This is a genomic window from uncultured Tateyamaria sp. (assembly GCF_947494755.1).
Classification (GTDB): Bacteria; Pseudomonadota; Alphaproteobacteria; order Rhodobacterales; family Rhodobacteraceae; genus Tateyamaria.
Map to the genome: position 1 here is coordinate 90,431 of NZ_CANLVZ010000002.1, position 22,826 is coordinate 113,256.

Sequence of the window (22,826 nt, forward strand, 5' to 3'; positions counted from 1 at the left end):
CATAGTCTTTTTTTTAGAAATCGCGAGGGAGGGTGAGGCGATGGAAGCCGATTACATCATTGTGGGTGCAGGTTCCGCAGGGTGCGTGATTGCCAACCGCCTCAGCGCGGACCCCTCCAAAAAAGTGATTCTCCTCGAAGCCGGTGGTCGTGACCTTAACCCATGGATCCACATTCCGGTCGGATATTTCAAAACAATTCACAACCCGAGTGTGGATTGGTGTTACAAAACCGAACCCGATCCCGGTCTGAACGGGCGCTCCATCGAGTGGCCGCGCGGCAAGGTGTTGGGCGGTTCATCCTCGCTTAACGGTCTGCTCTATGTGCGGGGCCAGCCGCAAGACTATGACCGGTGGGCCCAGATGGGCAATCGCGGTTGGGCCTGGGACGATGTGCTTCCGTTGTTCAAACGGTCCGAGAAAAACGAGCGCGGCGCGGACGAATTTCACGGCGATCAGGGCGGCTTGTCCGTCTCCAATATGCGCATCCAGCGCCCGATCACCGATGCCTGGGTCGCCGCCGCGCAAGCTGCAGGCTACAAGTTCAACCCCGACTACAACGGGGCCGAACAGGAAGGCGTCGGCTTCTTCCAGTTGACTGCGCGCAACGGGCGGCGCTGTTCGTCCGCTGTTGCCTTCCTGAATCCGGTCAAGGACCGTAAGAACCTCCAGATCATCACCCGCGCGCAGGTCGAGAAGATCGAAATTACCGATAAACGCGCAACCGGTGTCACCTATCGCGACAAGGGCGGCAACCTGCAGACGATCACGTCCCGGTCCGAAGTTATCCTGTCCGGCGGGGCCATCAACTCGCCCCAACTGCTGATGCTGTCGGGTCTGGGTGAGGCTGCACAACTGAAAGAACACGGCATAGATGTGGTCGCTGACCTGCCCGGCGTGGGCAAGAACATGCAGGACCATTTGCAGGCGCGGCTCGTCTATAAATGCAACGAACCAACCCTGAACGACGAAGTGGGCAGCCTGTTTGGTCAGGCCAAGATCGGCCTCAAATACCTGATGTTCCGTGCGGGGCCGATGACCATGGCGGCAAGCCTCGCGACCGGCTTTATGAAAACCCGCGACGATCTGGGAACACCCGATATTCAGTTCCACGTCCAACCGCTGTCAGCCGAAAATCCAGGCAAAGGGGCGGACAAATTCTCGGCCTTTACCATGTCGGTTTGTCAGTTACGTCCTGAATCCAAAGGTGAAATCAGACTGGCCAGCAGCGATGGGCGCGCCTACCCCAAGATCATCCCCAACTATCTCAGCACCGAAACCGACTGCCGCACCATCGTGGAGGGCGTCAATATCGCCCGCCGGATCGCGCGCCACGCCCCGCTCACCTCGAAAATCTCGGAAGAGTTCCGCCCGCACGCGGACCTACCGATGGACGACTATGACGCCACGCTCGACTGGGCCCGCAACAACACCGCGTCGATTTATCACCCGACGGGCACCTGTAAGATGGGTCAGGATAAAAACGCCGTCGTGGGTGCTGATTTGCGGGTCCATGGCATCGCGGGTTTGCGCATCGCGGACTGTTCGATCATGCCCGAAATCGTCAGTGGCAACACCAACGCGCCTGCCATCATGATTGGCGAAAAGGCATCCGACCTGATCCGCGCGTCCGCCTAGCCATCCCAGTCTATGTCGAACTTGCGCACCACCGCTGCGATCTGGTCGGCATTCAGCGCCTGGGGCGACAGCCCCCGCGTGATCAGCGCCAGGCGCGCGGTGTCTTCAAGCTCTTCAATGGCATTGCACGCGGCCTCCACATCCTTGCCTGCCACGACAGGGCCGTGATTGGCCAGCATGACCGCCGAGCGTTTGCCAGCAAGGCTGCGCACCGCCTCGCCCATCGCCGGATCACCGGGCAGAAAGAAGGGCAGCAAGGTCACCTTGCCCAGTTTCATGATCCCGTAGGGCGTCAGCGGCGGCAGGAAATTGTCCACATCCGCCCCCGGCAGCATCGACAGTGCGACAGAATGGCAACTGTGCAGATGCACCACCGCGCCCGCCGTGCTGCGCGTGTCGTAAAAGGCCGCGTGCAGCGGCATCTCCTTGGTGGGTGCGTCCCCCGCAACGTGCTGACCGCGTGGGTCAAACCGGCTGAGCCGACCCGGATCAAGCCGCCTGAAACTGGTGCCCGTAGGCGAGACCAGCAGCCCCCCGTCCTCGGTTCGGGCCGAGATATTGCCGGTCGAGCCGTGGGTCAGCCCCCGGTCAAACAGCGACTTGGCCAGAACGCATATCTGTTCGCGCAGGGCGCTTTCACTGCTCATCCGGCCAACACCCCATTCGCCTTGGCAAAAAAGTCCGGCGCGCCAAAGTTTCCGGACTTGAGCGCAACGACCAAATCAGAACCCGCCCGCAGCGCAGGCACGCCAGGGTCGATTTCGGGACCAATCTCGAGCGTGGTCAGCCCCAGCCCCTCAACCACCGCGCCCGAGGTTTCACCCCCCGCCGTGATGATCCGCGCGGCGCCGCGCGCGCGGGCCAGTTGGGCCACCTCGGCAAAGAACCCCTCAAGGGCTGCGGCGGCGCGATCACGTCCGAACCGGTCCTGCACGCGCCGCACCTCTTCGGGGTCGGCAGAGCTGTAGGCCAGCGGAACGCCCGTCTGTTCCAACAGCCAATCCGTCATATCCTGCGCGCTCAACCGTCCCTCAATAACATCCGCTGCGATGATCTCGCGTGTTGGATGGGTGAGGGCGTGTTGTGCCACCTGCGCCCGTGTCGCGGTGGAACACGAACCCGATACGGCGATCGCACGCCCCTCCTGCCCCCGCCATGGCACCGCGCCAGCCACGCATCCGAAGTTGGCAGGCAATCCAAGGGCTACCCCCGATCCTCCTGTGATCAACGGCAGGTCCCGCGCCGCCGCCCCAATGGCGCGCAAGTCCGCGTCGCGGATTGCATCGACAACGATATGACGGTGACCTGCGGCCCGCTGCGCGGCCAAAGCGGTGGCAATCGCGTCGGCCCCCTGAAAGACGGCCTCGACCCCAACATGCCCAACCGTATGGCGCGATTGCGCGGCCAGCCAGCGGCGCAGATCGGAGTCCGTCATCGGGGTCAGCGGGTGGTTTTGCATCCCGCTTTCGCTCAGCAGGACGTCCTTCACGAACAGATGGCCTTGATAGACGGACCGCCCGGTGCCCGGAAACGCGGGACACACAATGACTTGATGTGCATCCAGCGCCTCAGCCAGCGCATCCGCGACGGGACCGATATTGCCGTCCGGCGTGCTATCAAAGGTCGAGCAATATTTAAAGAAGAACTGGGTGCAGCCCTGCGCGCGCAGCCAGTCCAGGGCCTCCAGCGATTTGCGGACCGCCTCCTGCGGCGCGATGGAGCGGGATTTGAGCGCAACCACACCCGCCTCGACGGATGGGTCGGCGTCATGAGAAGGCACGCCTGTGTATTGGGTCGTGCGCATCCCCTCTTTGGCCAGCGTGTTGGCCAGATCGCTTGAGCCGGTGAAATCGTCACCAATGCATCCCAGTTTCATCGCGCGTACTTACCTCTTGTGCGGCCAGGTTGGCGACACGAAACCACGGCGCGCAATGCAAGTGCAAGCACGCGCCCATATCGCCCAAGAATTTCGGGACTTTCACAGCAGATCGCGTGGCATCCCCACATCATGTCCGGCAAGGCGCAGCATATCCCACGCCAACACCAGATTGCTCGACAAGACCGGACACCCGAGCGTGGCCTCAAGCGGCGTGATCACGTCCAGTGTGCGCAGGTTTGTGCAGGACAGGAATAGTGCCTCCACCTCTGCCCCGCGCATCAGCGTTTCAGCCGCTGCAAGGATCGAGGGCGCATCGATCTGGCTGACCGCGGCCTCTTCGGCTTCATCAAAGCTGCCCAAGGTCGGTGTGGCAATCCCGGCATCCTGCAACACAGCGCGCAGGCAGTCCGATACCGAGACGACGTATGGGGATAGGATGGCAATCCGTTGTATTGTCAGGGCAGCGCAGGCGGCGATCAAGGCCGATACGGGTTCGGTCACCGCATGGGCCTGCGCACCGGCCTGCACTTTGGCCGCGACCTGCACGGCCCCGATTTGCGCGGTGCCTGATGTACATCCATAGCCAACAGCGTCAAAGGCATGGCCTTCGGGAAACAGCGCGGCGGACGTGCTCAGATGCCCCTCCATCGCGGCAAGGGTGTCGGGTGTCACATCCAGCCCCGAGGGCACACGCGACACCAGCAAACTGACCTCGCGGGGCAGAAGGCGGCGCATATCATCCTCAAGCGTGCGATCCGCCTGAAGGGCAATCACCCCCAGCTTGGGCCTTGGGTCTGCGGCACGGGTGTAGGGAAAGGCCATCCTAGATCACCGGAATGTCGCGCAGCGCAGGCGTCGACAGATAACGGGCACCGGTTTCGGTGATCACAATGTTTTCCTCATGCACCAAGGTCCGGCCCAACGTGATCTCGATCCCCGGCTCAAGCGTCAACACCATCCCGGCCTCAAGCACGGTCTGATCCTGCGGGATCAACGACGGCCACTCGGTCAACTGCATGCCAAGTCCGTGCCCGTAGCGCCCCGCATCCGACCCGCCTGCACCGCCCGTCAACACGCTGTCCATGGCGTGAAACAGGTCCGCAGCAGTCGCGCCGGGGCGGGCCATCTCAAAGGCGGCATCGCTGGCGTCGAGCAAGCGGGCATAAGCGTCCTGGGTTTCGGATGCTGGCGGACCAATCGACCAGTTCCGGTCGAAATCGCAGAAATACCCATCGCGCACGACGCCTGTGTCCAGCATCAGCACATCGCCCGCACGCAGCGGCGCATCGGTGGCCGGGGCAATGATATCGCCATATCCGCCCGGCCCCGCGCCGCCCGCCAGATAGGACACCCAGTCCGCCCCTTCCTCAAGACACAGCATCTGGAAGGCGCGAAAGATTTGGGCCAGGGGCACGCCAGCCTGCGCGATTTCAGGGACCCGGGCAAAGGCGGCATTGCCGATTGCACAGGCCGCTTCGATCTTGGCAATCTCGGCAGTCGACTTGACCATACGTATCTGTTTGGTGATTTGCGCATCATCGCCAAAGCTGTGATCCGGCAACTTGGCCCGGATCGCGGCCCAACTTTCCAGCGGCAAGCGCATGTGGGTTTCCGGCCCGCTTGGCACCCCGATCCGGCCCCCTTTCGGAACCACTTCGGCGATGGTGTCAGCGACGAGCGACACCCCGTCATCGCTGTAGTCAGGGCTGCGCCACGTCCGAATGTCACGAAGCCAGCTTTGCGCCATCAGCGGTGCCCCGATGGAGGGGATGACCGCAATAGGCTGACCCTGCGCCGGGACAATCACAAACCAGGGACGCGTCGGGCTCTCCCAGAATCGAGTGAGAAAGCCGGTGAAATAGCGTACCTCCGGTTCGGTTGTGAGCAACAGTGCCTCGATCCCGGCCTGTGCCATGAGACCCCGTGCGCGCGCCACGCGGGCTTCGAATTCCTGCGGCGCAAAACCTGTCATGCCTCGGGGCCTTCGGACAGGATGAACAGCGCCCGCGACTGCGCTCCCAGACCCAGCTGAGCGCCGAGTGCCAAAGCCCCTGCCAGCCCGGCAGCGCCAGACGGGGTGGAGCCGAGTTTATGGGCATCAGCCAAATCCGCGCCCGCCTGCCCTTCGGCCTCGGTGATCGTGATGAAGTCATTGGCGTCACGCGCCAAACCCTTGAGCGCAATCAAAGAAGGCACCTTGCAATCCAGCCGCCCCATCGCAGACACAGGGCCTTGCGTTTGCACCGGCCCGGCAGCCTTGATGGAGGCAATGAGCGCGGGCGCAAACTCGGGCTCAACCACAATGATGCGCAGATCGTCCCCCCAGTGCCGGCGCGCAATGGCCGCAGCGGCCCCTGCCAATCCCCCAACGCCGGCCTGCAAAAACAGATGCGTGGGCGCGTTCATACGGTCAAAGACCTCGGCCATGAGTGCGAGGTAGCCCTCCATCAGCTGATGTGGACGGGCCGTGTACCCGGCCCAGGAACTGTCCGACAGCAGCACCGCACCCATATCATCAGCCGCCTGCATCGCGGCCTCCATACTTGCCTCGTAATCGTCCCCGGCGCGTACAACTTCTGCCCCCGTCGCGCGCAGACGGTCGGCAAAGGCTTCAGGCACGGTGTGCGCCAGATAGATCACCGCGCGCGCGCCAAAGGCCGCAGCGCCCGCAGCGACGGACAGCCCGTGGTTGCCCGCGCTGGCGGTGACGTAAGTGGTTCCCCGCGCCGCGCCGTTTTCAGCGTCGCATGCGATCACATAAGCCGCGCCGAGGGCCTTGAAGCTGCCGAGGCCCATACGATCCCGTTCGTCCTTTACCCATACCTCGGCTACACCAAGCGCATCGGCGAGGCTGGGTACGCTATGCAAGGGGGTCACGCCCGCCACAGGACAGCGCGCAAGCAGCGCTTTGGTGGCCTGCACATCCGGGCTGGGAAAGGGCACATCGGCCAATTCAGGGTGGCTCAGGCCCGTCCCCACATAGGGATTTTTCAGAATGTTCATCGGCTCAGTCTCCGGCAAATGGGGTTTGGTGCCGAATTGGCGTCGGTCACGTAACGTCTGGCGGTCCGCAGACCGCAGGCGGCATGGCGGGCAATGGACGTCACGGGCCGGACCCTTTTTCAGCATCAAACGCGGTCACCATGCGCATGGCGCGCGCGACGCACAAGTCATGTTGATGCATGCCACCGCAGATGGATCATCGACGCCTCGACCTGATGTGACGTCGCCGGGATCAGACACAAAGTCCCGGAGCACGGCGTTCAACTGGTGGCCGACGAAGCGCACTTGTGCTTGCCGAGCCAATCAGTTCAGGACCCGGCACCCTTACCTTGGGCAGAAGTTGTCAAGATTGAGGAATGCGGGATGGGGGTATCGCACTCTCAGCCTTTTGAACAACGCAGCACACCGAGACGTCGTATTGCAGCCTGCATGACAGCGCCCCCTCTTGCCCCCTTACACGCCCCCCTGTACGTTCCTCCCAACCTGACAACCCGCAAAAGGGGCGCGCCTTGACCTATACTCCCGTCATCACCGGCACCGGCGTCTTCACGCCTGAGCAATCCATCTCGAACGCCGAGCTGATCGTGGCCTTCAACGCCTATGCCGACCGGTTCAACGCCGAAAACGCGGATGCCATTGCCGCCGGAACGGTCGAGGCCAAGGCCCATTCCTCAGAGGAGTTCATCCTTAAGGCTTCGGGGATTGAACGCCGCTATGTGATGGACAAATCCGGCATTCTGGACCCTGACGTCATGCACCCGCTGCTGCGCCAACGCGACGATGACGAACCCTCGATCATGGCCGAAATGGCAGTAGATGCGGCGCAAAAGGCGCTCAAGGCTTCGGGGAAGACGGCGAGCGATGTAGGGGCGGTGATCTGCGCGGCCTCCAACCTCGAACGGGCCTATCCGGCTGTCGCCATCGAGATACAGGACCTGCTTGGCGTCGACGGCTTTGCGTTTGACATGAACGTGGCCTGTTCATCCGCCACCTTCGGGATACAGGCGGCGGCAGATATGGTCCGCTCGGGTTCGATCAAGTCCGCGCTTGTGGTGAACCCCGAGATCTGTTCGGCCCATCTGGAATGGCGCGACCGGGACTGCCACTTTATCTTTGGTGATGTGGCCACAGCGATGCTGATTGAGCGGGAAGAGGACGCCAAGGGCCCCTATTTCGAGATCAAGTCCACCCGCTGCGCCACGTCATTTTCGAACAATATCCGCAACAATAACGGATACTTGCGTCGCTCGCGACCCGATGGGCTCGCCGACAGACGCGACATGCAGTTCATGCAAAACGGGCGCAAGGTATTCAAGGAAGTGCTGCCCTTGGTCAGCACCCACATCGCCGAGCATATGGACGATACCGGCATTTCAGCTGAGCACCTCAAACGGCTGTGGCTGCATCAGGCCAACAAATCCATGAACGACTTTATCGGCAAAAAGGTACTGGGGCGCAGCCCGGCCCCAGGCGAACAACCCAACATCCTTCAGGAGTATGCCAATACGTCCTCGGCCGGATCGATCATCGCGTTTTCGAAGTATTCGGACGATCTGAGCGCGGGCGATCTCGGCATCATCTGCTCGTTCGGGGCTGGGTATTCAGTGGGCTCGGTCATCGTTGAGCGGCACGGCTAACGCTCGCTCAGGCGATCATCGGTGATGGTGCTGACAATGTCGGCCACCCGGCGCAGGCGCGCCATGTGCGGGGCGGGTCCGCTGCGCGGCATCGGGTTCCGCTCAAGCGCGGCCCCCATCGACGCATAGGTCACCTCGAACAGCTCGCGCCCGCGACGCCAGTTCATGAAACTCATGCCCTTGAGCACCGGAATGTTCAGCACCACGTCATTTTCCACATCCACCTGCCGCATCAGTTTGCGCGCGTTCACGACCATCGCGCGGGCCAGCACGGCAAAAGCGGTTGGGTAGGATGGCACCCCCTTTTTGGGCTTACTGAGCAACCCGGCAAGGGCCTGCATCCGCGTGGGCAGGTCCTCATAGCGCGCAGCCACCAGCCACGGCTTGCCCGGCAGAAAATTCAGCACCACATTCGCGCCCGGCTTCAGATGACGCATAGCCCTCATGGGCACATTGTCGATCAGCCCCCCGTCAATCAGCACCTCGCCGTCAGCGCGCACGAAGGGCGGGAAAATACCCGGGATCGCGGTTGAGGCGCGGATGGCTTGCCACACGGGCCCCGTGCGGATCACGCTGACATCATTGTGGGTCAGGCTGCCCGCCACTGCAAAGAAGTTGACGGGCAAATCTTCGACATCATGGCCACCATAGTGCTTTTTGAACGCGGCATCGAGGCGGTGGTGATCCAGCAGCGCATAGCGCGGCACCGCAAAGCGCGACATCGCCTTGGAGCGTATGAATATGTCCTCGCACTGCTCCATGATCGCATCCGGCGACCGCCCCAATGCCAGCGCGCCTGCCATGGCGGATCCGACGCTGGTGCCCCCGACAAAGTCAAAGCGGTAGCCGTGTTCCTGCAACGACTTGATCGCGCCCAGATGCGCGGTGCCGAAAGAGCCACCTCCGCACAGCACAAGGCCGAGGGCCTGCCCGCGAATGAACCGCGCGATCCGCTCAAAATCCTCGGGCGTGTCCAGGGCAAGATGGTGATGCAGGCCCACCGGGCGATCCTTGAGCCAGCCCACAGTCTGAGTCGTTGGCGCGTCGCTGTGCGGTCGGTGCAGGATCAGATGCAGGTGGGACGGCAACGTTGCCTGATAGATCCGCTCTTCCAATGACGATGGCGCGTGGGCTGGCTGACACGCGCCGTCCTTGGCCAGTGCAATCATCACCGTGTCGCAATTGTTCGCCGCCACATCGGCCCAGATCGGATCTGCCTCGGGATCAGGGCACAGCAGAATCAGATGCCCAAGACGCGCCTCTTGGGCATTCAGCCACTTGGCCATGGCCTGCGCGGTGCCACGCGCCTCGGGAGCGCAGGAGGTGGCATCCAGGATCGTCCATACCTCATCCCCCTCGAATGCCGCGCGCAGTCCGGTCACAAAGGCCGGGTCCATCGGCTGGCCTGCGCCGGGAAACACCGCACAGACCTGCCCTGCTGCGGGGCGCAGACCGGGGCTGGCGGGAATGGTGCGGGCCAGACGCTGCGACACCGCCGCCAGGATCCCGTTGGCTAGCGCAGGCGTGCGCGCGGCCAGCGCGTCATAAGCCTCCCGGCTCAACTCCATCACCGTGCTGTTGCGCGCGGCAACAACGCTGGCGGTGCGGGTTCCCCCGGCAAAAAAGGCCAACTCACCAATCGGTTCGCCCATGCGGATTTCCGCGATGGCCCGAGGGCCTGCCAACACCGTGAATCGCCCCTTGAGAACGATGTATAGCGCGTCCGCCGGGTCGCCCTCGACAATCAGCAATGCGCCGTGTTCGACATCGCGGTACTCTGCGATATCCGCCATCTGCTCGATCACATCCGGCTCCAGCGCGCTGAACCCTTCGATGCCCTGCAACAGCTCGATCAATTCGGCGCGGCGGATACTGTCTTTCACGGCACGAGGCTCCTCAATATGACGCGCAGACTGCACCGCCCGCGCCTGCGCAGGCAAGCATCATAGGGCCCAGACCCGAAACGGGCGGAGGGCGCAACGCACAGGCAGCGGATGGGTGCCTATTGGTGTCTCGCAGAGCCAGAGCGCACGGCCTCTTCGGCGGCGCGGCGCGAATAGCTCTCCTCGCGCAATGATCCGTACAGCAGAAGGATGCGGGGCGAATGGCCGGGATCGTCGGAGCCGCGCAGCGCATCAATATCAATCGCAGGCAACGCCGCCTTGACCAAGGCCGGCAGGTCGTCCTCTGCGCCGGGCGTGTCAGCCACTTTCTTCTTCCAGATGCAGCTTCATGTCGATCAGCACCTGTTGCAGCCCCGTCGTCTCTTTGAGCAGGCGCTTGGCCTCGTTCACGGTGATCACACCGTCCTCGATGGACTGCTGGTATTCGCTCATCAATATTGCAAACCGCTGGCTGAGCGCGATCACATCGCTGTTCACACCCCCGGTGCGTTCCGCGTTGGGGCGACGGTCATCATAGCTGAGCGATATGCCCTGCATTTCGGCCAGCGCGGCGGTGACATGGGGATATCGCGCCGCCTTTTCAAGCGCCACAACTGCGTCAATCGGCATGAACCGGTCCGCGTGTTCGGGATTGTCGGAATAGTACCGACCCAAGGTGGCCTTGGATTTGCCGGTCAGCACGCAGGCCGGTTCAATGCCCACATCCTTTACCAGCGCCTCTGTATGCTTTTTCAAATAGCTGCTCATGCCGGCCATTTACCCGTCCTCTATTGCGCTGCGCACCCCAATTCAACTCAGACGTCGGGGGGAACCGGAGTGCTCTTTTCCCATTAATGGGGCCGAGACGAAATGTCATTTGTTATTCGTCCCTTCGGTTTTCGGGACGTAACGAGTACCCGGTGCCCCCAGCATCGGGACCGGGTGGGGTCTGCCGACCACTTCTGCTGTTTGGGGACAGCGGGCCAGCCATGCTGGCAGTCAGTGGGGGGTGGGCCCGTCTTCGGTAACGAGTAACAGGGCAGGCACCATCCCCTGAGCGGGCGCGCAAGCAGTCCGACGTCTGCCCAAAGTCACCCAGTGCCAAAGCGGTCCGGGGGTTTGATGCGCAAAAAACAATTGCGTACGCCCCTTGGACCCGCCCGCCCCTTGCCCGGCCCTCCTGCCCCGATTATTCAGCCGCCATGGCCAAACTCTATTTTCATTACTCCACGATGAACGCAGGCAAATCCGCTGTCCTGCTTCAAGCCGCCCACAACTACCGCGAACGGGGTATGGAGCCCTATCTGCTGACCGCCCATTTCGCTGACCGCGCAGGCGCCGGCCAGATCGAATCCCGCATCGGGATCAAGGCAGTCGCGGACACGTTCACCACCTCCGAAAATCTCTTTGCCAAGATCGAGGCCCGGCTGGCCGAAGGGCCCGTGGCCTGCATCTTTGTGGACGAATCCCAGTTCATGTCCGAACAGCAGGTGTGGGATCTGGCCCGCGTCGTGGATGATCTCGGCGTGCCGGTGATGTGCTATGGGCTGCGCGTCGATTTTCAGGGCAAGCTGTTTCCAGGCTCCGCCACCTTGCTCGCGCTGGCCGATGAAATGCGCGAGGTCCGCACGATCTGCCATTGCGGCAAACGCGCCACGATGGTGATCCGGCAAGACGCTGAAGGGCGCACCATGGCGGACGGGGCACAAGTGCAGGTGGGCGGCAACGAAACCTATGTGTCGCTGTGTCGCCGTCACTGGCGTGCCGCAATGGCCGACGCCTAGCGTGCCACCTACACGGGGTTCGGCAGTGTTTTATCGGCCAGAAACGCGGCCACATTGTCCACCGCCATCAACCCCATATCGGTACGCACCTCCAGCGCCGCCGTGCCCAGATGCGGCAGCAGCGTGACATTGTCCAGCGCCTGCAACCTATCCGGCACCGCAGGTTCGTGTTCGTACACATCCAGACCCGCACCACCAATCTGACCCGCCTCAAGGGTGGCGATCAAGGCCGCCTCATCCACGACATCGCCGCGCGAAATATTGACCAGATGCGCATGAGGCTGCATCGCCCCCAGCACTTCAGCGTCAATAATATGGCGTGTGGCACCCCCGCCCGGCACAGCGGCGACCAGAAAGTCGACACCCGCGGCCAGTGCGTTCAAATCCTCGACCCGTGTTGCGGCAAACGGCAACTCCTTAGGCGAGCGATTGAAATACTGCACCGCCATCCCGAACCCGAAATGGCAACGTTGGGCGATGGCCTGCCCGATGCGGCCCATGCCCACGATGCCCACAGTCTTGCCCGACATATGCAGACCCAGCATCTGCGTCGGATGCCAGCCCGGCCACGCATCGCGGCGGACCATGCGCTCCCCTTCGCCCGCGCGGCGCGCCGACATCAGCATCAACATGACGCCGATATCCGCTGTGGCATCCGTGACAGCGCCGGGCGTGTTGGTCACTTGCACACCCACCGCAGCCGCCGCAGCCACGTCGATATGATTGTACCCAACCCCGAAATTCGCCAGCAACCTGCAACGCGGGCCGGGGACATCCGCAAACACCTGCTCTGAAAACTGATCGCCCAGAGTCGGCAGCACCACATCAAAGTCCCGCAACGCGACTCGCAATTCCTCCGCCGTCAAAGGCAATGTCTCGCGGCGCACGACAATCTCAGCCTCCAGCGCCCGCGCCGCCGCCACGACCGTGTCCGGCAAAGGCCGGGTGATCCAGACCCGCTTCAATGGAGCCGACCTCCGAGGGGCACATCCACATCAGGCGTCGCCAAGACGACCGCGCCGTCGGCATCCGGAAAGCCCAGCACCAGAACTTCGGACATGAACTTGCCGATCTGACGGGGGGGGAAGTTGACCACCGCCATCACCTGACGCCCCACCAAGTCTTCGGGTGTGTAATGCACGGTGACCTGGGCCGAGGTCTTCTTCTCTCCCAACTCAGGTCCGAAATCGACCCACATCTTGATCGCAGGCACGCGCGCCTCCGGGTAGGGTTCGGCGCGCACCACACGCCCCACACGCACATCGACCTTCAAAAAGTCGTCAAAGCTGATCTCATCCACTGGCCAACTCCTTGGACCGGGCCGACGCCGCCGCCACTGCACGGGGCAGCAAGGCGGGAAAGCCGGTTTCTTCATCCATCAAAACCTCAAGGGCAGCTTGGGTGGTGCCATTCGGGCTGGTCACATTGATGCGCAACTGAGCGGGGTCTTCATCGGCCTGCTGCGCAAGCGCGCCGGCACCAGCCACCGTCGCCTTGGCCAAGGTCATGGCCAGCTCTGGCGGCAACCCTTGGGCAACACCGCCCGCCGCAAGGGTTTCTATCAGATGAAAGACATAGGCCGGGCCGGACCCGCTCACGCCGGTGACCGCATCCATTTGGGCCTCGCTCTCCAGGCGAACGACGGCACCAACCGCTGACAACAGCGTTTCTGCCTCGTCCAAAGCCCCTTGCCCCGCCGCATTCGCACAGATCGCGGTGATCCCTTGCCCGACCGCCGCTGGCGTGTTGGGCATCGCGCGCACGATCAGGGTATCCGCACCAAACGCAGTTTCAAACGCAGACAACGGCGTGCCTGCGGCCACGGACACGAACACGGTGTCCGAACCCGCAAAACCCGCCAATGTCGGCAAGGCACCGCCCATCATTTGTGGTTTGACGGCAATCAAGACAACAGCCGGCGCGTCGGGCAAGGTCGCGTTCACATGCACACCGCTGCCGCGCAGCCAGTCAGAGGGGGCCGGATCCATCACCCACACGGAGGTGGCAGGCAGGCCGCGCGCCAACCAGCCCGCCAACATGGCGGACCCCATCTTGCCACAGCCCAGCAACACAAGCCCGCGGGCCGCGATCCGACCGTCATTCATGAAAACATCCCCTCACTAGATCAGAGGGTCAGGTTACGCCCGGCCATAGGCCTCTGCAATGGCGACCTGAATGGCATCCTTGGGGGTGCGATCCCCCCAGACGAGCAACTGCAACGCAGGATAATACCGCTCCGCACTCATCACAGCGGCCCCGATCATGGTGTCGATCTGATCCGGGCTGGCCATCTGCCCCCCGCTCAGCACCAAACCATAGCGATAGACCATCAGCTTCTGCTCTTCCCAATAGGTGAAGGCACCAGCCCAGCATTGATCATTGACGAGGTTCAAAAGCTCGTAAAGCGCGCCCAGCTTCTCGGCAGGCGGCTCCATCTCGAAGGTGCAGACCATGCGCAATGTCTCGTCATAGCCTGACCAGGCCAAGGTCAGAGAATAGGTGCGCCATTGCCCCTCAACCGCCATGGCAATCTGATCATCCGCAATGCGGTCGAAATCCCACTCATGGTGCTCGGCCAGATGTTCGACAATATCGATTGGATGAATGTCGTCTTCCAGGAACTGCTCGGAAAGTGCCATATCGCCACCTCTTTTGTTCGCTTTTTTAGCGAAAGGGGCTGGCAGCGCCCCAAGCGCTAGGTGCCTGCTCTGAGATGTCGGGGCGACCCCCCGTACCTCTACAAGATATGGTGACGGCGGGCAGGACATCTGGCAACCCTTTATTTGGGGATAAGCTCAATAAGTTGGGGACAACTCGGCCATACGCCCAAAATATATGGCCATTGCGCACTACTTATCTTCCTTTCGCCAAAAATACCTCCCCCGGAGGGTCCGACCGCGCAAACAAAAACCGCCCGGGGGTCCCGGGCGATCACGCGCAGCTCTCAATGTCAGAAATGGCGCGGCAGCGCCGCCATTGGATCACTTGACCTCAAGCGCATCCAACCGGGCCTTGAGGGCCTCATTCTCTTCGCGGGCCTTCTGGGCCATCGCGCGCACCGCGTCGAACTCCTCGCGGGTCACGAAGTCTCGATCCGCCAACCAGCGATCCATCATTGACTTCATCGCCGTCTCGGCTTCGTCGCGTGCGCCCTGGGCGACACCCATCGCATTGGTCATCAACTGCGAAATATCGTCGAAAATCTTGCCACGTGCCTGCATCATTAAGGCTCCCTTTCAAACTCGAGATATATATGGGGGGCAAGGCGGGACGAGGCAAGGTTGACCTCGCCCCAAAGCAGAGGCATTCAGACGCAGATGAACGCCATGATCCCCTTCCCCGATATTTCGCCCGACATCTTCTCGATCTCGCTGTGGGGGATGGAGTTTGCGCTGCGCTGGTACGCGCTGGCCTACATCGTGGGCATCATCATCGGCTGGCGGCTGGTGGTGATGACGGTCAAAGCCCCCCGGCTCTGGCCCAACGAGACCCCCGTCATGACCCCCGCCCAGATCGAGGACATGCTGACATGGATCATTCTGGGGGTGATCCTCGGCGGGCGGCTTGGTTATGTGCTGTTCTATCAACCCGGTGCCTATCTCGGCGACCCGCTGGCGATCCTCGCCATCTGGGAAGGGGGCATGGCCTTTCACGGCGGCCTGATCGGCGTCGTGATTGCGGCTTGGGTCTATACGACCCGGCACAATATCAACAAACTGACGGCAGCAGACGCCATCGTGGTCGGCGTGCCGCCCGGCATTCTGCTGGGCCGCTTCGCCAACTTCATCAACGCCGAACTCTGGGGGCGCCCGACTGAGCTGCCTTGGGGCGTGGTCTTTCCAGGGCGGGCCGCACAATATTGCCCGGACATCGTGGGGGCCTGCGCGCGCCACCCATCACAGCTTTACGAGGCCATGCTCGAAGGGGCGCTGTTGCTCATCGTCCTGCTTTGGCTGGTCTGGCGACGCGGCGCATTCAAACGGCCCGGTCTCACCTGCGGCACCTTCTTTGCGGGCTATGGGCTGTCGCGCTTTGCCGTCGAATTCGTACGCCAACCCGACGCGCAATTCGTAACGGAGGGCAACCCGCTCGGACTGGCGGTGCACGTGGGCGGCTTTGGGCTGACCATGGGTCAGTTGCTGTCCCTGCCCATGATTGTGCTTGGGGCATGGCTGATCATGCGCGCGCGGCGCGGCGCAATCCTCGCGGCATGACCCTTCGGGATGCGCTGATCAAGCGGATCGCGGCCCAGGGGCCGATCACCATTGCCGAATACATGACCACCGCCCTGCTGCACCCCACGCATGGCTACTACACCACCCGCGACCCGTTTGGCACGCAGGGTGATTTCACCACCGCCCCCGAAATCAGCCAGATGTTTGGCGAGTTGATCGGCCTGTGTCTGGCCCAAAGCTGGCTCGACCAGGGGGCACCTTCCGACTTTGTCCTTGCCGAACTCGGCCCCGGACGTGGCACGCTGATGGCTGATATTCTGCGCGCCACGGCCACAGTGCGTGGCTTCCATACCAGCGCCCAGATCGTTCTGGTCGAGGCATCCCCCGTGCTGCGCCAAGCGCAGGCGGAGATGTTCAAGGATCGCACGCCCACATGGGTCAACGGGGTCGAAGACATCCCCCCCGGACCGCTCTGGCTAGTCGCAAACGAGTTTTTTGACGCACTGCCGATCCGCCAATTCGTGCGCGACGGCAGAGGCTGGCGGGAACGATGCGTGGGGTTGGACGATGGACAGCTGACCTTTGGACTGTCCCCTCTTGGGCCGCAACCTGCACTCGACCACAGACGTGAAGACACGGCTGACGGCGATCTGGTCGAACTATGCGCGCCCGCCACCGCCGTGATGGGGCACATCGCACCTCGGATCGCGACACAAGGCTGTGCGCTGATCGTGGACTATGGCGATTGGCGCAGCCAGGGCGACACGTTACAGGCGGTGCGCGGGCACACGCCAAGCGATCCTCTGGCTGATCCGGGCAACGCCGATCTCACCGCGCATGTCGATTTCGAGGCTTTGGCGCAGGCCGCCGCGCCCGCCGCGCACACCAAGATCACCCCCCAAGGCGTGTTTCTCGAACGGCTCGGGATCACACAACGGGCCGAAACACTGGCCCAGCACTTGCGTGATACGGCGCTCGAGCAACACATTGCCGCGCATCGGCGGTTGACGCACCCGGACGAAATGGGAAACCTGTTCAAAGTATTGGGACTCTTCCCAGATCACGCCGCCCCGCCACCGGGACTGACCAGATGACCTTGGAAATACTGACCGCTGACAGCCTTGCGCCCCTGCGCCACGGCTTTTTCACGCGCAAAGGGGGGGCCTCGTCGGGCATATTCTCCGGTTTGAACTGCGGCACCGGCAGCTCGGACCAGACCGAAATCGTCGCCATCAACCGCGCCCGCGTGGCCGACGCCATGGGCGTGCCAGCCGACCATCTCGCGGGCGTGCACCAGATCCACTCGGCAGATGCGGTCCACGTCACCGGCCCCCAAAACGAAAAGCCCAAGGCGGACGGCCTTGTCACGGCGACCCCCGGTATAGCCTTGTCGATCCTGACGGCCGATTGCCAACCGGTGCTGTTTGCAGATCACGACGCGCAGGTCATCGGGGCCGCTCATGCGGGCTGGAAAGGCGCGCAAAGCGGCGTGCTGGAGGCCACGATTGACGCCATGATCACGCTCGGGGCCAAACGCGACCAGATCCATGCGGTCATCGGCCCCTCGATCAGTCAACGCGCCTATGAGGTCGGACCCGAATTCTTTGACACATTTCTGGACGAAGATCCGGACAACACCCGCTTTTTCGCTGGTGGTGACGGGGACCGGATGCACTTTGATCTGACCGGCTATGGGCTGGCCCGCCTGCGCACCGCCGGGATAGCATCGGCGGAATGGACGCGCCACTGCACATACTACGACCCGGATCGGTTCTATTCCTACCGCCGGTCCGTACACGCCAAAGACCCCGATTACGGGCGGTTGATCTCGGCCATCGCGCTGTAAGTGGGGCACAAACGAGGCAGGGTTTGCCCAACCCCAGCCGCATTGTTTCCAGGACGTGGCCAATCACGCGGCCATTCCTGTTGAAAACAAGGCTCACCGCGCTGCCCCATTTGCCCGACAACGCCCAGAAAAATAGCTGTATTTTTCGACAAATCGTCAAAAACCTGCCCGATTGCCCCGCCATTTTGATCCTCAGACGGGCAACAGACCCGACCGTATCAAAACGCTCAGAGGGCAGAGACATGACAAACGCACGCTTCATCAAATCGGTGATCAAATCCGCCGAAGCCAACACAACCCAGATGCCTTGGGCACGTGGGGCCCGCCGCGCGGCCTTTATCGCCAAGCGCAAGAACGACACCATCACCCCCACCCATCTGCGCAAGTCGGCCTGAGCGGACACAACCGAATCAAAATATGGCGCGTGGGCCTAGCCCCGGCTGAACAATTCCGCTAAAAGACGTGCCATTGGTGCGTCTTTTGTGTTTAACGTCCCCTATTTTTTGACAGTTTAATCCAAAAACAAGAATTATCGCGCATTGCTCAGGCACATGGACATATTCCATCTGTCGTCGTCGGTGGGGGCCGACACAGATGTGACCGATAAGATGAGGTTACACATGATACAGACTGCTGCCCTGCGGGTCCCCCGCACAGATACCGATAGATTTTTCAGCCATTCGGCCCGTCCCGACGCGCCCCCTGCGCGTCTGTTCGAGGTGGCGGCGTTGCGCGCAGATGGGAGCCGCTCGATCGCGACGTTGAAGGCCCCGGCCCTGCCACTGTTCGAGTCGGCCTTTTCGGCCCTTGCACGCGGTGTGGTGCTGTCCAGCCCGCATGGCGGGATCGCAATCGAAGACCTGCAACCCGGCAACTGGCTGAACACGACTTCGGGCGAGGCTGCGCAGGTCGTGTGGATCGGGTCGTCCAATTTTGTGCCCGCGGATGCGGGGCGGCGCGTGCCGCTGATCCGGATCATGGCCGACAGTTTTGGGCAATCGCGGCCCGCCTCCTTTGTGACAGTGGGTCCGGGCGCGCGTATCCTGCAAACGCCCGCCCATCTGCGCGGCACGACGGGTGGCGCGCCGCTGCTGACCCCGGTCAGCGCCTTCGTCGACGGCGTCAATGTGATCGAAGTCGTGCCCCCCACCCCGATCCGGCTGTTCCACATCTGTCTGTCACGCCACGCTGCAATCGACGTGGGCGGGATCGCGATTGAAACGTTCCACCCCGGCATGAGTGCGGCACGCACGGTCACCCATGCGCAACGTGATCTGTTTCTGTCGATGTTTGCGCATATCGCGCATATGACGGATTTCGGCCCTCTGGCGCATCCGCGCGCCCCCGAAGCCGAAGACTAAGCGCCACCGCGACGGTCAGGCCATTTTGGCCAACCGCTCCTCGAGCACATCGAACGGCACGCCAGGGGCATCCTTGGCCTGCCGGATCACCAGCGATGTCTTGACCGATTCGACGTTCGGGGTCGTCAGCAACTCGCCCGTCAGAAAGCTTTGAAAGCTGGACAGATCGGGGGCCACGCATTTCAGAATGAAATCGACCTCGCCGTTCAGCATGTGACACTCGCGCACCAACGGCCACGCGCGGCAGCGGTCTTCAAACGCACTCAGGTCCGCCTCGGCCTGACTGGCAAGACCCACATTTGCAAAAACCTGCACCTCAAAGCCCAGCTCGTGCGCGTCCACGTCGCCGTGATAGCCGCGAATGTAGCCGTTTTCCTCAAGCGTGCGCACCCGGCGCAGGCAGGGCGGGGCTGAAATGCCAACCCGTTTGGCCAGTTCCACGTTGGTCATGCGACCATCGGCCTGCAACTCGGCCAGAATCTTGCGGTCAATCGGGTCTAGGCGCGTGCTTGCCACTGGAGGCTCCTTAATTTTTCGGTTCTTATAGCAGCACCGCGTCCGTGCGCAATAATGTTTCGTATTCGCGCAACTTTATGAAATCCGGCTGGAATTTGAGGCGTCGGGCCACAGCGGTAACATCAGGGTTCAAACCCGCCCCGCGCAGGGCTATATCGGTTGGGCTGCACACCATATCAAGGGGGCCCTCATGGCTGATACCAAACGCACCAAGGTTCTGATCATCGGCTCTGGCCCTGCGGGTTATACGGCGGGGGTTTATGCCAGCCGTGCGATGCTGAACCCCATCCTTGTGCAGGGGATCGAACCGGGCGGGCAGCTGACCACCACCACCGAGGTCGAAAACTGGCCCGGCGATACCGAGGTGCAAGGCCCTGACCTCATGGTGCGGATGCAGGATCACGCCAAGGCGATGGGCTGCGAGATCATCGGCGACATCATCAGTTCCGTCGATTTTTCCAAGCGGCCCTTTGTGGCGCAATCCGACAGCGGCACGGTCTATGTTGCCGACGCCATCATTCTGGCCACAGGCGCACGTGCCAAATGGCTGGGCCTGCCCACCGAAGAGAAGTTCAAAGGCTTTGGCGTGTCCGCCTGTGCGACCTGTGACGGGTTCTTTTACCGCGGCCAGGAAATCGTGGTGATCGGGGGCGGCAACACCGCGGTCGAAGAGGCACTGTTTCTGACCAACTTCGCCTCGAAAGTGACCCTCGTTCACCGTCGCGATGAATTGCGCGCCGAAAAGATCCTGATCGACCGGCTGATGAAGAACCCCAAGATCGAGCCGCTGTGGTTTCACCAACTTGAAGAGGTCTATGGCACCGACTCTCCCCTTGGCGTCGAAGGGATCAAGGTCAAGCATACGAAGACGGGCGAGATCAAGGATATCCCGGCCAAGGGCGTTTTTGTGGCCATCGGGCACGCGCCCGCAAACGAGCTGGTCAAGGACGTGCTCGAGACTCACATGGGCGGCTATGTTGTGACCAAGCCCGACAGCACCGAAACCTCGATCCCCGGCGTGTTTGCGGCAGGTGACCTGACCGATCACAAATACCGCCAAGCCGTCACCTCTGCCGGCATGGGCTGCATGGCCGCACTCGAGGCTGAGCGTTTCATCGCGGAAAACGAATTGGACGAAGGCAAAGAGACCAGCCTCCCCTTGGGATATGGCGCGGTCGCAGAGTAATCAAAGACGGGCGGACGACACGTCCGCCTTACGTCTGCCCTGTATGCAGGCCGCTGCTCCAAGCGGACGCCCCACCAAGGGGCCGCACACCACCCCCATCATTGACCCACGCGCGCGCGCAGGTCACTCTGAGCCGACCAACACATGAGGACGGACATGACACAGGCCTTGTGGCGCGGCAGTTGGGCTGTGCGTCTACGGATCATTTCCGGCCTTGTCCTGATGGTCTATGTGACCGCGCATCTGCTCAACCTCGCGACCGTGCTGATTTCGCCGACAGCCTTTGATGCGGTGCAGGCCGTACGGCTGAGCGTCATCCGATCCGTTCCCGGCACGATCATCACCCTGATGGCGCTGAGCATTCATATGGTGCTGGCCCTGTCGCGCATTGCGCTGGCCCGAACCTTGCGCATGCCTGTGACGGACGCCATCCAGATCGCCTTTGGCCTCGCCATACCGCTGCTGCTGATCAGCCACGTTGTCTACACGCGCGGGGCCGTGGGCATGCTCGATGTTACGCCGATGTTTGGCTATGTGACCACGCTGATCTGGGGCACCAGCGATGGCTGGCTTCAGGCGGTGTTGCTGACGGTCACATGGGCACACGGGTGCATAGGGCTGCACATGTGGCTGCGCCTCACACGGTGGTGGCCAGCCCTCATGCCCTGGATGATTGCGCTGGCCGTGCTGATCCCGACGCTGGCCTTGATGGGCTACGTGAACTTTGCGCGGGTCATCGACGGGCTGCTGAGCGATCCGCGGGCGCGGGACGTGGCCTATGACGTCTGGAATTGGCCCGATGCAGAGGGGTTTGCGCAACTGGCCACCGCAGATCAGCTTGGCACGCGTGCGATCTGGACGATCCTTGGCCTGACGGGCCTGATCTTTGTCGCCCGGCGCACGCTGGCCGCAATCCGCAAGCCTGTGCGGATCACCTATGTGGACGGCCCCACCGTGCGTGCGCCGCGCAACCAGACCCTGCTTGAAACCTCGCGCACCAGCGGCGTGGCGCATACCGCGCTGTGCGGCGGGCGCGGGCGCTGCACCACCTGTCGCGTGATCGTCGAAGTGGGATTGAGCGATCTGCCGCCCCCCTCCGCCGCCGAAGCGCGCAGCCTCAAGGCCGTGGGTGCGCCCCCGAATGCGCGGCTGGCCTGTCAGGTCAGCCCCAACACGCCACTGACCGTGTTTCGCGTTTTTGCCAGCGACGGCAAGCGCAGCCGCGCCCATGCCAGTCAGGGGAAAGAGGCGCAACTGGCGGTGCTGTTTCTGGACATGCGCGGGTTTACGGCACGCACCGATGGGCAACTGCCCTATGACGTTGTTTTCCTGCTCAACCGGTTCTTTGACGAAATCGTGCCGCCCATCGTAGCCAGCGGCGGCACTGTCGACAAATACATGGGCGATGGGCTGATGGCCGTGTTCGAAACGCGCGACGGGGCGAGTTCGGCACGGGCCGCCTTGGACGCGGTGCAAGGGATCGGGGTTGCGCTCGAGCAATTTAACGCCACGCTGGACTCCGAAGGCAGCGCACCGGTCGCCATCGGGATCGGCGTGCATCTGGGCAATGTCGTATTGGGAGAGATCGGGGCCGCCGGCCAGGCCCCCCGCACCCTGATCGGCGACACCGTCAACACCGCCTCACGGCTCGAAGGACAGACTAAGGCGCTTGGGGTGCAGGCGCTGATCTCAATCGACGTGCTGCGGGCGTCGGGCAAGGAGGTGGCCCACGATACGCTGGTTGATCTGTCTTTGCGCGGCCGGGACAGCGCGCTCAAGGCACTGCCCATCGCTGACGCCACCCGTTTGGGCGACATGCTCAAATCACGCGCGCCAGCCTGAGGGAGGCGCAACATGAAAGGCACGGCTTTTCGCCGACGCCCCCAAATCGCCCAAACAACGCTAGACATTAATCCGAAT

General features: G+C 62.5%; 24 protein-coding genes. 10 read left to right on the plus strand and 14 right to left on the minus strand.

The features are described from left to right. The first annotated feature begins 40 nt into the window (after nt 1-40). Nucleotides 41-1,636, plus strand: a complete 1,596-nt coding sequence (locus Q0908_RS03035) for a choline dehydrogenase (protein ID WP_299280966.1) — start codon at nt 41-43, stop codon at nt 1,634-1,636. Here the strand turns inward: Q0908_RS03035 and Q0908_RS03040 are convergent. The 5 genes from Q0908_RS03040 to Q0908_RS03060 all read right to left on the minus strand — a co-directional run bounded on the left by Q0908_RS03040 (nt 1,633) and on the right by Q0908_RS03060 (nt 6,518). Continuing rightward, the gene (locus Q0908_RS03040; RefSeq protein ID WP_299280967.1) at nt 1,633-2,283 is read right to left on the minus strand and encodes an aldolase; all 651 of its coding nucleotides are present in this window, start codon (nt 2,281-2,283) and stop codon (nt 1,633-1,635) included. The two genes, Q0908_RS03035 and Q0908_RS03040, sit on opposite strands and share 4 nt — an antisense overlap. Next, entirely contained in the window at nt 2,280-3,512 is a 1,233-nt protein-coding gene (gene otnK, locus Q0908_RS03045; protein WP_299280968.1) for a 3-oxo-tetronate kinase, read from the minus strand. Before otnK ends, Q0908_RS03040 begins: the two co-directional genes overlap by 4 nt. A 102-nt stretch (nt 3,513-3,614) precedes the next feature. Beyond that, nucleotides 3,615-4,337 carry an Asp/Glu racemase gene (locus tag Q0908_RS03050; protein ID WP_299280969.1) on the minus strand — a complete coding sequence of 241 codons (723 nt, stop codon included), beginning with the start codon at nt 4,335-4,337 and terminating at the stop codon, nt 3,615-3,617. Nucleotide 4,338: 1 nt separating this feature from the next. After that, on the minus strand, nt 4,339-5,487 hold the full coding sequence (locus Q0908_RS03055) for a Xaa-Pro peptidase family protein (RefSeq protein WP_299280970.1): 1,149 nt from the start codon (nt 5,485-5,487) through the stop codon (nt 4,339-4,341). Further along, on the minus strand, nt 5,484-6,518 hold the full coding sequence (locus tag Q0908_RS03060) for a pyridoxal-phosphate dependent enzyme (RefSeq protein WP_299280971.1): 1,035 nt from the start codon (nt 6,516-6,518) through the stop codon (nt 5,484-5,486). Before Q0908_RS03060 ends, Q0908_RS03055 begins: the two co-directional genes overlap by 4 nt. Before the next feature lie 509 nt (nt 6,519-7,027). Here Q0908_RS03060 and Q0908_RS03065 point away from each other — a divergent pair. Then, nucleotides 7,028-8,155: a beta-ketoacyl-ACP synthase III gene (locus Q0908_RS03065; RefSeq protein WP_299280972.1), complete on the plus strand. Its 1,128-nt coding sequence runs from the start codon at nt 7,028-7,030 to the stop codon at nt 8,153-8,155. Here the strand turns inward: Q0908_RS03065 and Q0908_RS03070 are convergent. From Q0908_RS03070 to Q0908_RS03080, 3 genes are all read right to left on the minus strand, one after another. Then, a complete protein-coding gene (locus Q0908_RS03070; RefSeq protein ID WP_299280973.1) occupies nt 8,152-10,038 on the minus strand; it encodes a patatin-like phospholipase family protein in 1,887 nt (628 codons plus the stop codon). The genes Q0908_RS03065 and Q0908_RS03070 overlap by 4 nt on opposite strands. A gap of 119 nt (nt 10,039-10,157) precedes the next feature. Further along, on the minus strand, nt 10,158-10,364 hold the full coding sequence (locus tag Q0908_RS03075; protein WP_366868635.1) for a hypothetical protein: 207 nt from the start codon (nt 10,362-10,364) through the stop codon (nt 10,158-10,160). Continuing rightward, nucleotides 10,357-10,815, minus strand: coding sequence for a hypothetical protein (locus Q0908_RS03080; RefSeq protein WP_299280974.1), 459 nt, complete (start codon nt 10,813-10,815; stop codon nt 10,357-10,359). The genes Q0908_RS03075 and Q0908_RS03080 overlap by 8 nt, the downstream gene beginning before the upstream one ends. 425 nt (nt 10,816-11,240) lie before the next feature. Between Q0908_RS03080 and Q0908_RS03085 the strand changes: the two genes are divergently transcribed. After that, entirely contained in the window at nt 11,241-11,822 is a 582-nt protein-coding gene (locus Q0908_RS03085) for a thymidine kinase (protein ID WP_299280975.1), read from the plus strand. An 8-nt stretch (nt 11,823-11,830) separates the two neighbouring features. On the opposite strand, the gene Q0908_RS03090 is transcribed toward Q0908_RS03085, so the two are convergent. The 5 genes from Q0908_RS03090 to Q0908_RS03110 form a co-directional block, all read right to left on the minus strand. After that, on the minus strand, nt 11,831-12,787 hold the full coding sequence (locus Q0908_RS03090; protein WP_299280976.1) for a D-glycerate dehydrogenase: 957 nt from the start codon (nt 12,785-12,787) through the stop codon (nt 11,831-11,833). After that, nucleotides 12,784-13,122: a tRNA-binding protein gene (locus tag Q0908_RS03095; RefSeq protein ID WP_299280977.1), complete on the minus strand. Its 339-nt coding sequence runs from the start codon at nt 13,120-13,122 to the stop codon at nt 12,784-12,786. Before Q0908_RS03095 ends, Q0908_RS03090 begins: the two co-directional genes overlap by 4 nt. Continuing rightward, entirely contained in the window at nt 13,115-13,927 is an 813-nt protein-coding gene (gene proC / locus Q0908_RS03100) for a pyrroline-5-carboxylate reductase (RefSeq protein ID WP_299280978.1), read from the minus strand. Before proC ends, Q0908_RS03095 begins: the two co-directional genes overlap by 8 nt. A gap of 33 nt (nt 13,928-13,960) precedes the next feature. Continuing rightward, nucleotides 13,961-14,461, minus strand: a complete 501-nt coding sequence (locus Q0908_RS03105; protein ID WP_299280979.1) for a YbjN domain-containing protein — start codon at nt 14,459-14,461, stop codon at nt 13,961-13,963. 342 nt (nt 14,462-14,803) lie between these two features. Next, a complete protein-coding gene (locus tag Q0908_RS03110) occupies nt 14,804-15,043 on the minus strand; it encodes an accessory factor UbiK family protein (protein ID WP_299152130.1) in 240 nt (79 codons plus the stop codon). Between the two features lie 96 nt (nt 15,044-15,139). Here Q0908_RS03110 and lgt point away from each other — a divergent pair, with 96 nt between their 5' ends. The 5 genes from lgt (at nt 15,140) to Q0908_RS03135 (ending at nt 19,204) form a co-directional block, all read left to right on the plus strand. Beyond that, nucleotides 15,140-16,036, plus strand: a complete 897-nt coding sequence (gene lgt, locus Q0908_RS03115; RefSeq protein WP_299280980.1) for a prolipoprotein diacylglyceryl transferase — start codon at nt 15,140-15,142, stop codon at nt 16,034-16,036. Then, nucleotides 16,033-17,091: an SAM-dependent methyltransferase gene (locus Q0908_RS03120; protein ID WP_299281290.1), complete on the plus strand. Its 1,059-nt coding sequence runs from the start codon at nt 16,033-16,035 to the stop codon at nt 17,089-17,091. The genes lgt and Q0908_RS03120 overlap by 4 nt, the downstream gene beginning before the upstream one ends. Continuing rightward, nucleotides 17,088-17,843: a peptidoglycan editing factor PgeF gene (pgeF, locus tag Q0908_RS03125; protein ID WP_299280981.1), complete on the plus strand. Its 756-nt coding sequence runs from the start codon at nt 17,088-17,090 to the stop codon at nt 17,841-17,843. Before Q0908_RS03120 ends, pgeF begins: the two co-directional genes overlap by 4 nt. 242 nt (nt 17,844-18,085) lie before the next feature. Next, nucleotides 18,086-18,238: a hypothetical protein gene (locus Q0908_RS03130; protein WP_299280982.1), complete on the plus strand. Its 153-nt coding sequence runs from the start codon at nt 18,086-18,088 to the stop codon at nt 18,236-18,238. A gap of 225 nt (nt 18,239-18,463) precedes the next feature. Beyond that, nucleotides 18,464-19,204, plus strand: coding sequence for a Hint domain-containing protein (locus Q0908_RS03135; RefSeq protein ID WP_299280983.1), 741 nt, complete (start codon nt 18,464-18,466; stop codon nt 19,202-19,204). A gap of 15 nt (nt 19,205-19,219) precedes the next feature. On the opposite strand, the gene Q0908_RS03140 is transcribed toward Q0908_RS03135, so the two are convergent. Beyond that, nucleotides 19,220-19,720, minus strand: coding sequence for an Lrp/AsnC family transcriptional regulator (locus tag Q0908_RS03140; protein WP_299280984.1), 501 nt, complete (start codon nt 19,718-19,720; stop codon nt 19,220-19,222). A 190-nt stretch (nt 19,721-19,910) separates the two neighbouring features. On the opposite strand from Q0908_RS03140, the gene trxB reads away from it, so the two are divergent. Both trxB and Q0908_RS03150 read left to right on the plus strand, forming a co-directional pair. Continuing rightward, nucleotides 19,911-20,906, plus strand: coding sequence for a thioredoxin-disulfide reductase (gene trxB / locus Q0908_RS03145; RefSeq protein WP_299280985.1), 996 nt, complete (start codon nt 19,911-19,913; stop codon nt 20,904-20,906). A 156-nt stretch (nt 20,907-21,062) separates the two neighbouring features. After that, a complete protein-coding gene (locus Q0908_RS03150) occupies nt 21,063-22,748 on the plus strand; it encodes an adenylate/guanylate cyclase domain-containing protein (RefSeq protein ID WP_299280986.1) in 1,686 nt (561 codons plus the stop codon). The last annotated feature ends 78 nt before the right edge of the window (nt 22,749-22,826 follow it).

What these genes read in the sequence shown, in the direction of transcription:
- Q0908_RS03120 (WP_299281290.1), top strand. Translation starts at nt 16,033, where the DNA reads ATGACCCTTCGGGATGCGCTGATCAAGCGGATCGCGGCCCAGGGGCCG.
- Q0908_RS03105 (WP_299280979.1), bottom strand. Translation starts at nt 14,461, where the DNA reads ATGGCACTTTCCGAGCAGTTCCTGGAAGACGACATTCATCCAATCGAT.
- proC (WP_299280978.1), bottom strand. Translation starts at nt 13,927, where the DNA reads ATGAATGACGGTCGGATCGCGGCCCGCGGGCTTGTGTTGCTGGGCTGT.
- Q0908_RS03050 (WP_299280969.1), bottom strand. Translation starts at nt 4,337, where the DNA reads ATGGCCTTTCCCTACACCCGTGCCGCAGACCCAAGGCCCAAGCTGGGG.
- lgt (WP_299280980.1), top strand. Translation starts at nt 15,140, where the DNA reads ATGAACGCCATGATCCCCTTCCCCGATATTTCGCCCGACATCTTCTCG.
- otnK (WP_299280968.1), bottom strand. Translation starts at nt 3,512, where the DNA reads ATGAAACTGGGATGCATTGGTGACGATTTCACCGGCTCAAGCGATCTG.
- Q0908_RS03130 (WP_299280982.1), top strand. Translation starts at nt 18,086, where the DNA reads ATGACAAACGCACGCTTCATCAAATCGGTGATCAAATCCGCCGAAGCC.
- Q0908_RS03135 (WP_299280983.1), top strand. Translation starts at nt 18,464, where the DNA reads ATGATACAGACTGCTGCCCTGCGGGTCCCCCGCACAGATACCGATAGA.
- Q0908_RS03085 (WP_299280975.1), top strand. Translation starts at nt 11,241, where the DNA reads ATGGCCAAACTCTATTTTCATTACTCCACGATGAACGCAGGCAAATCC.
- Q0908_RS03035 (WP_299280966.1), top strand. Translation starts at nt 41, where the DNA reads ATGGAAGCCGATTACATCATTGTGGGTGCAGGTTCCGCAGGGTGCGTG.
- Q0908_RS03060 (WP_299280971.1), bottom strand. Translation starts at nt 6,518, where the DNA reads ATGAACATTCTGAAAAATCCCTATGTGGGGACGGGCCTGAGCCACCCT.
- trxB (WP_299280985.1), top strand. Translation starts at nt 19,911, where the DNA reads ATGGCTGATACCAAACGCACCAAGGTTCTGATCATCGGCTCTGGCCCT.
- Q0908_RS03040 (WP_299280967.1), bottom strand. Translation starts at nt 2,283, where the DNA reads ATGAGCAGTGAAAGCGCCCTGCGCGAACAGATATGCGTTCTGGCCAAG.
- Q0908_RS03150 (WP_299280986.1), top strand. Translation starts at nt 21,063, where the DNA reads ATGACACAGGCCTTGTGGCGCGGCAGTTGGGCTGTGCGTCTACGGATC.
- Q0908_RS03055 (WP_299280970.1), bottom strand. Translation starts at nt 5,487, where the DNA reads ATGACAGGTTTTGCGCCGCAGGAATTCGAAGCCCGCGTGGCGCGCGCA.
- Q0908_RS03080 (WP_299280974.1), bottom strand. Translation starts at nt 10,815, where the DNA reads ATGGCCGGCATGAGCAGCTATTTGAAAAAGCATACAGAGGCGCTGGTA.
- Q0908_RS03110 (WP_299152130.1), bottom strand. Translation starts at nt 15,043, where the DNA reads ATGCAGGCACGTGGCAAGATTTTCGACGATATTTCGCAGTTGATGACC.
- pgeF (WP_299280981.1), top strand. Translation starts at nt 17,088, where the DNA reads ATGACCTTGGAAATACTGACCGCTGACAGCCTTGCGCCCCTGCGCCAC.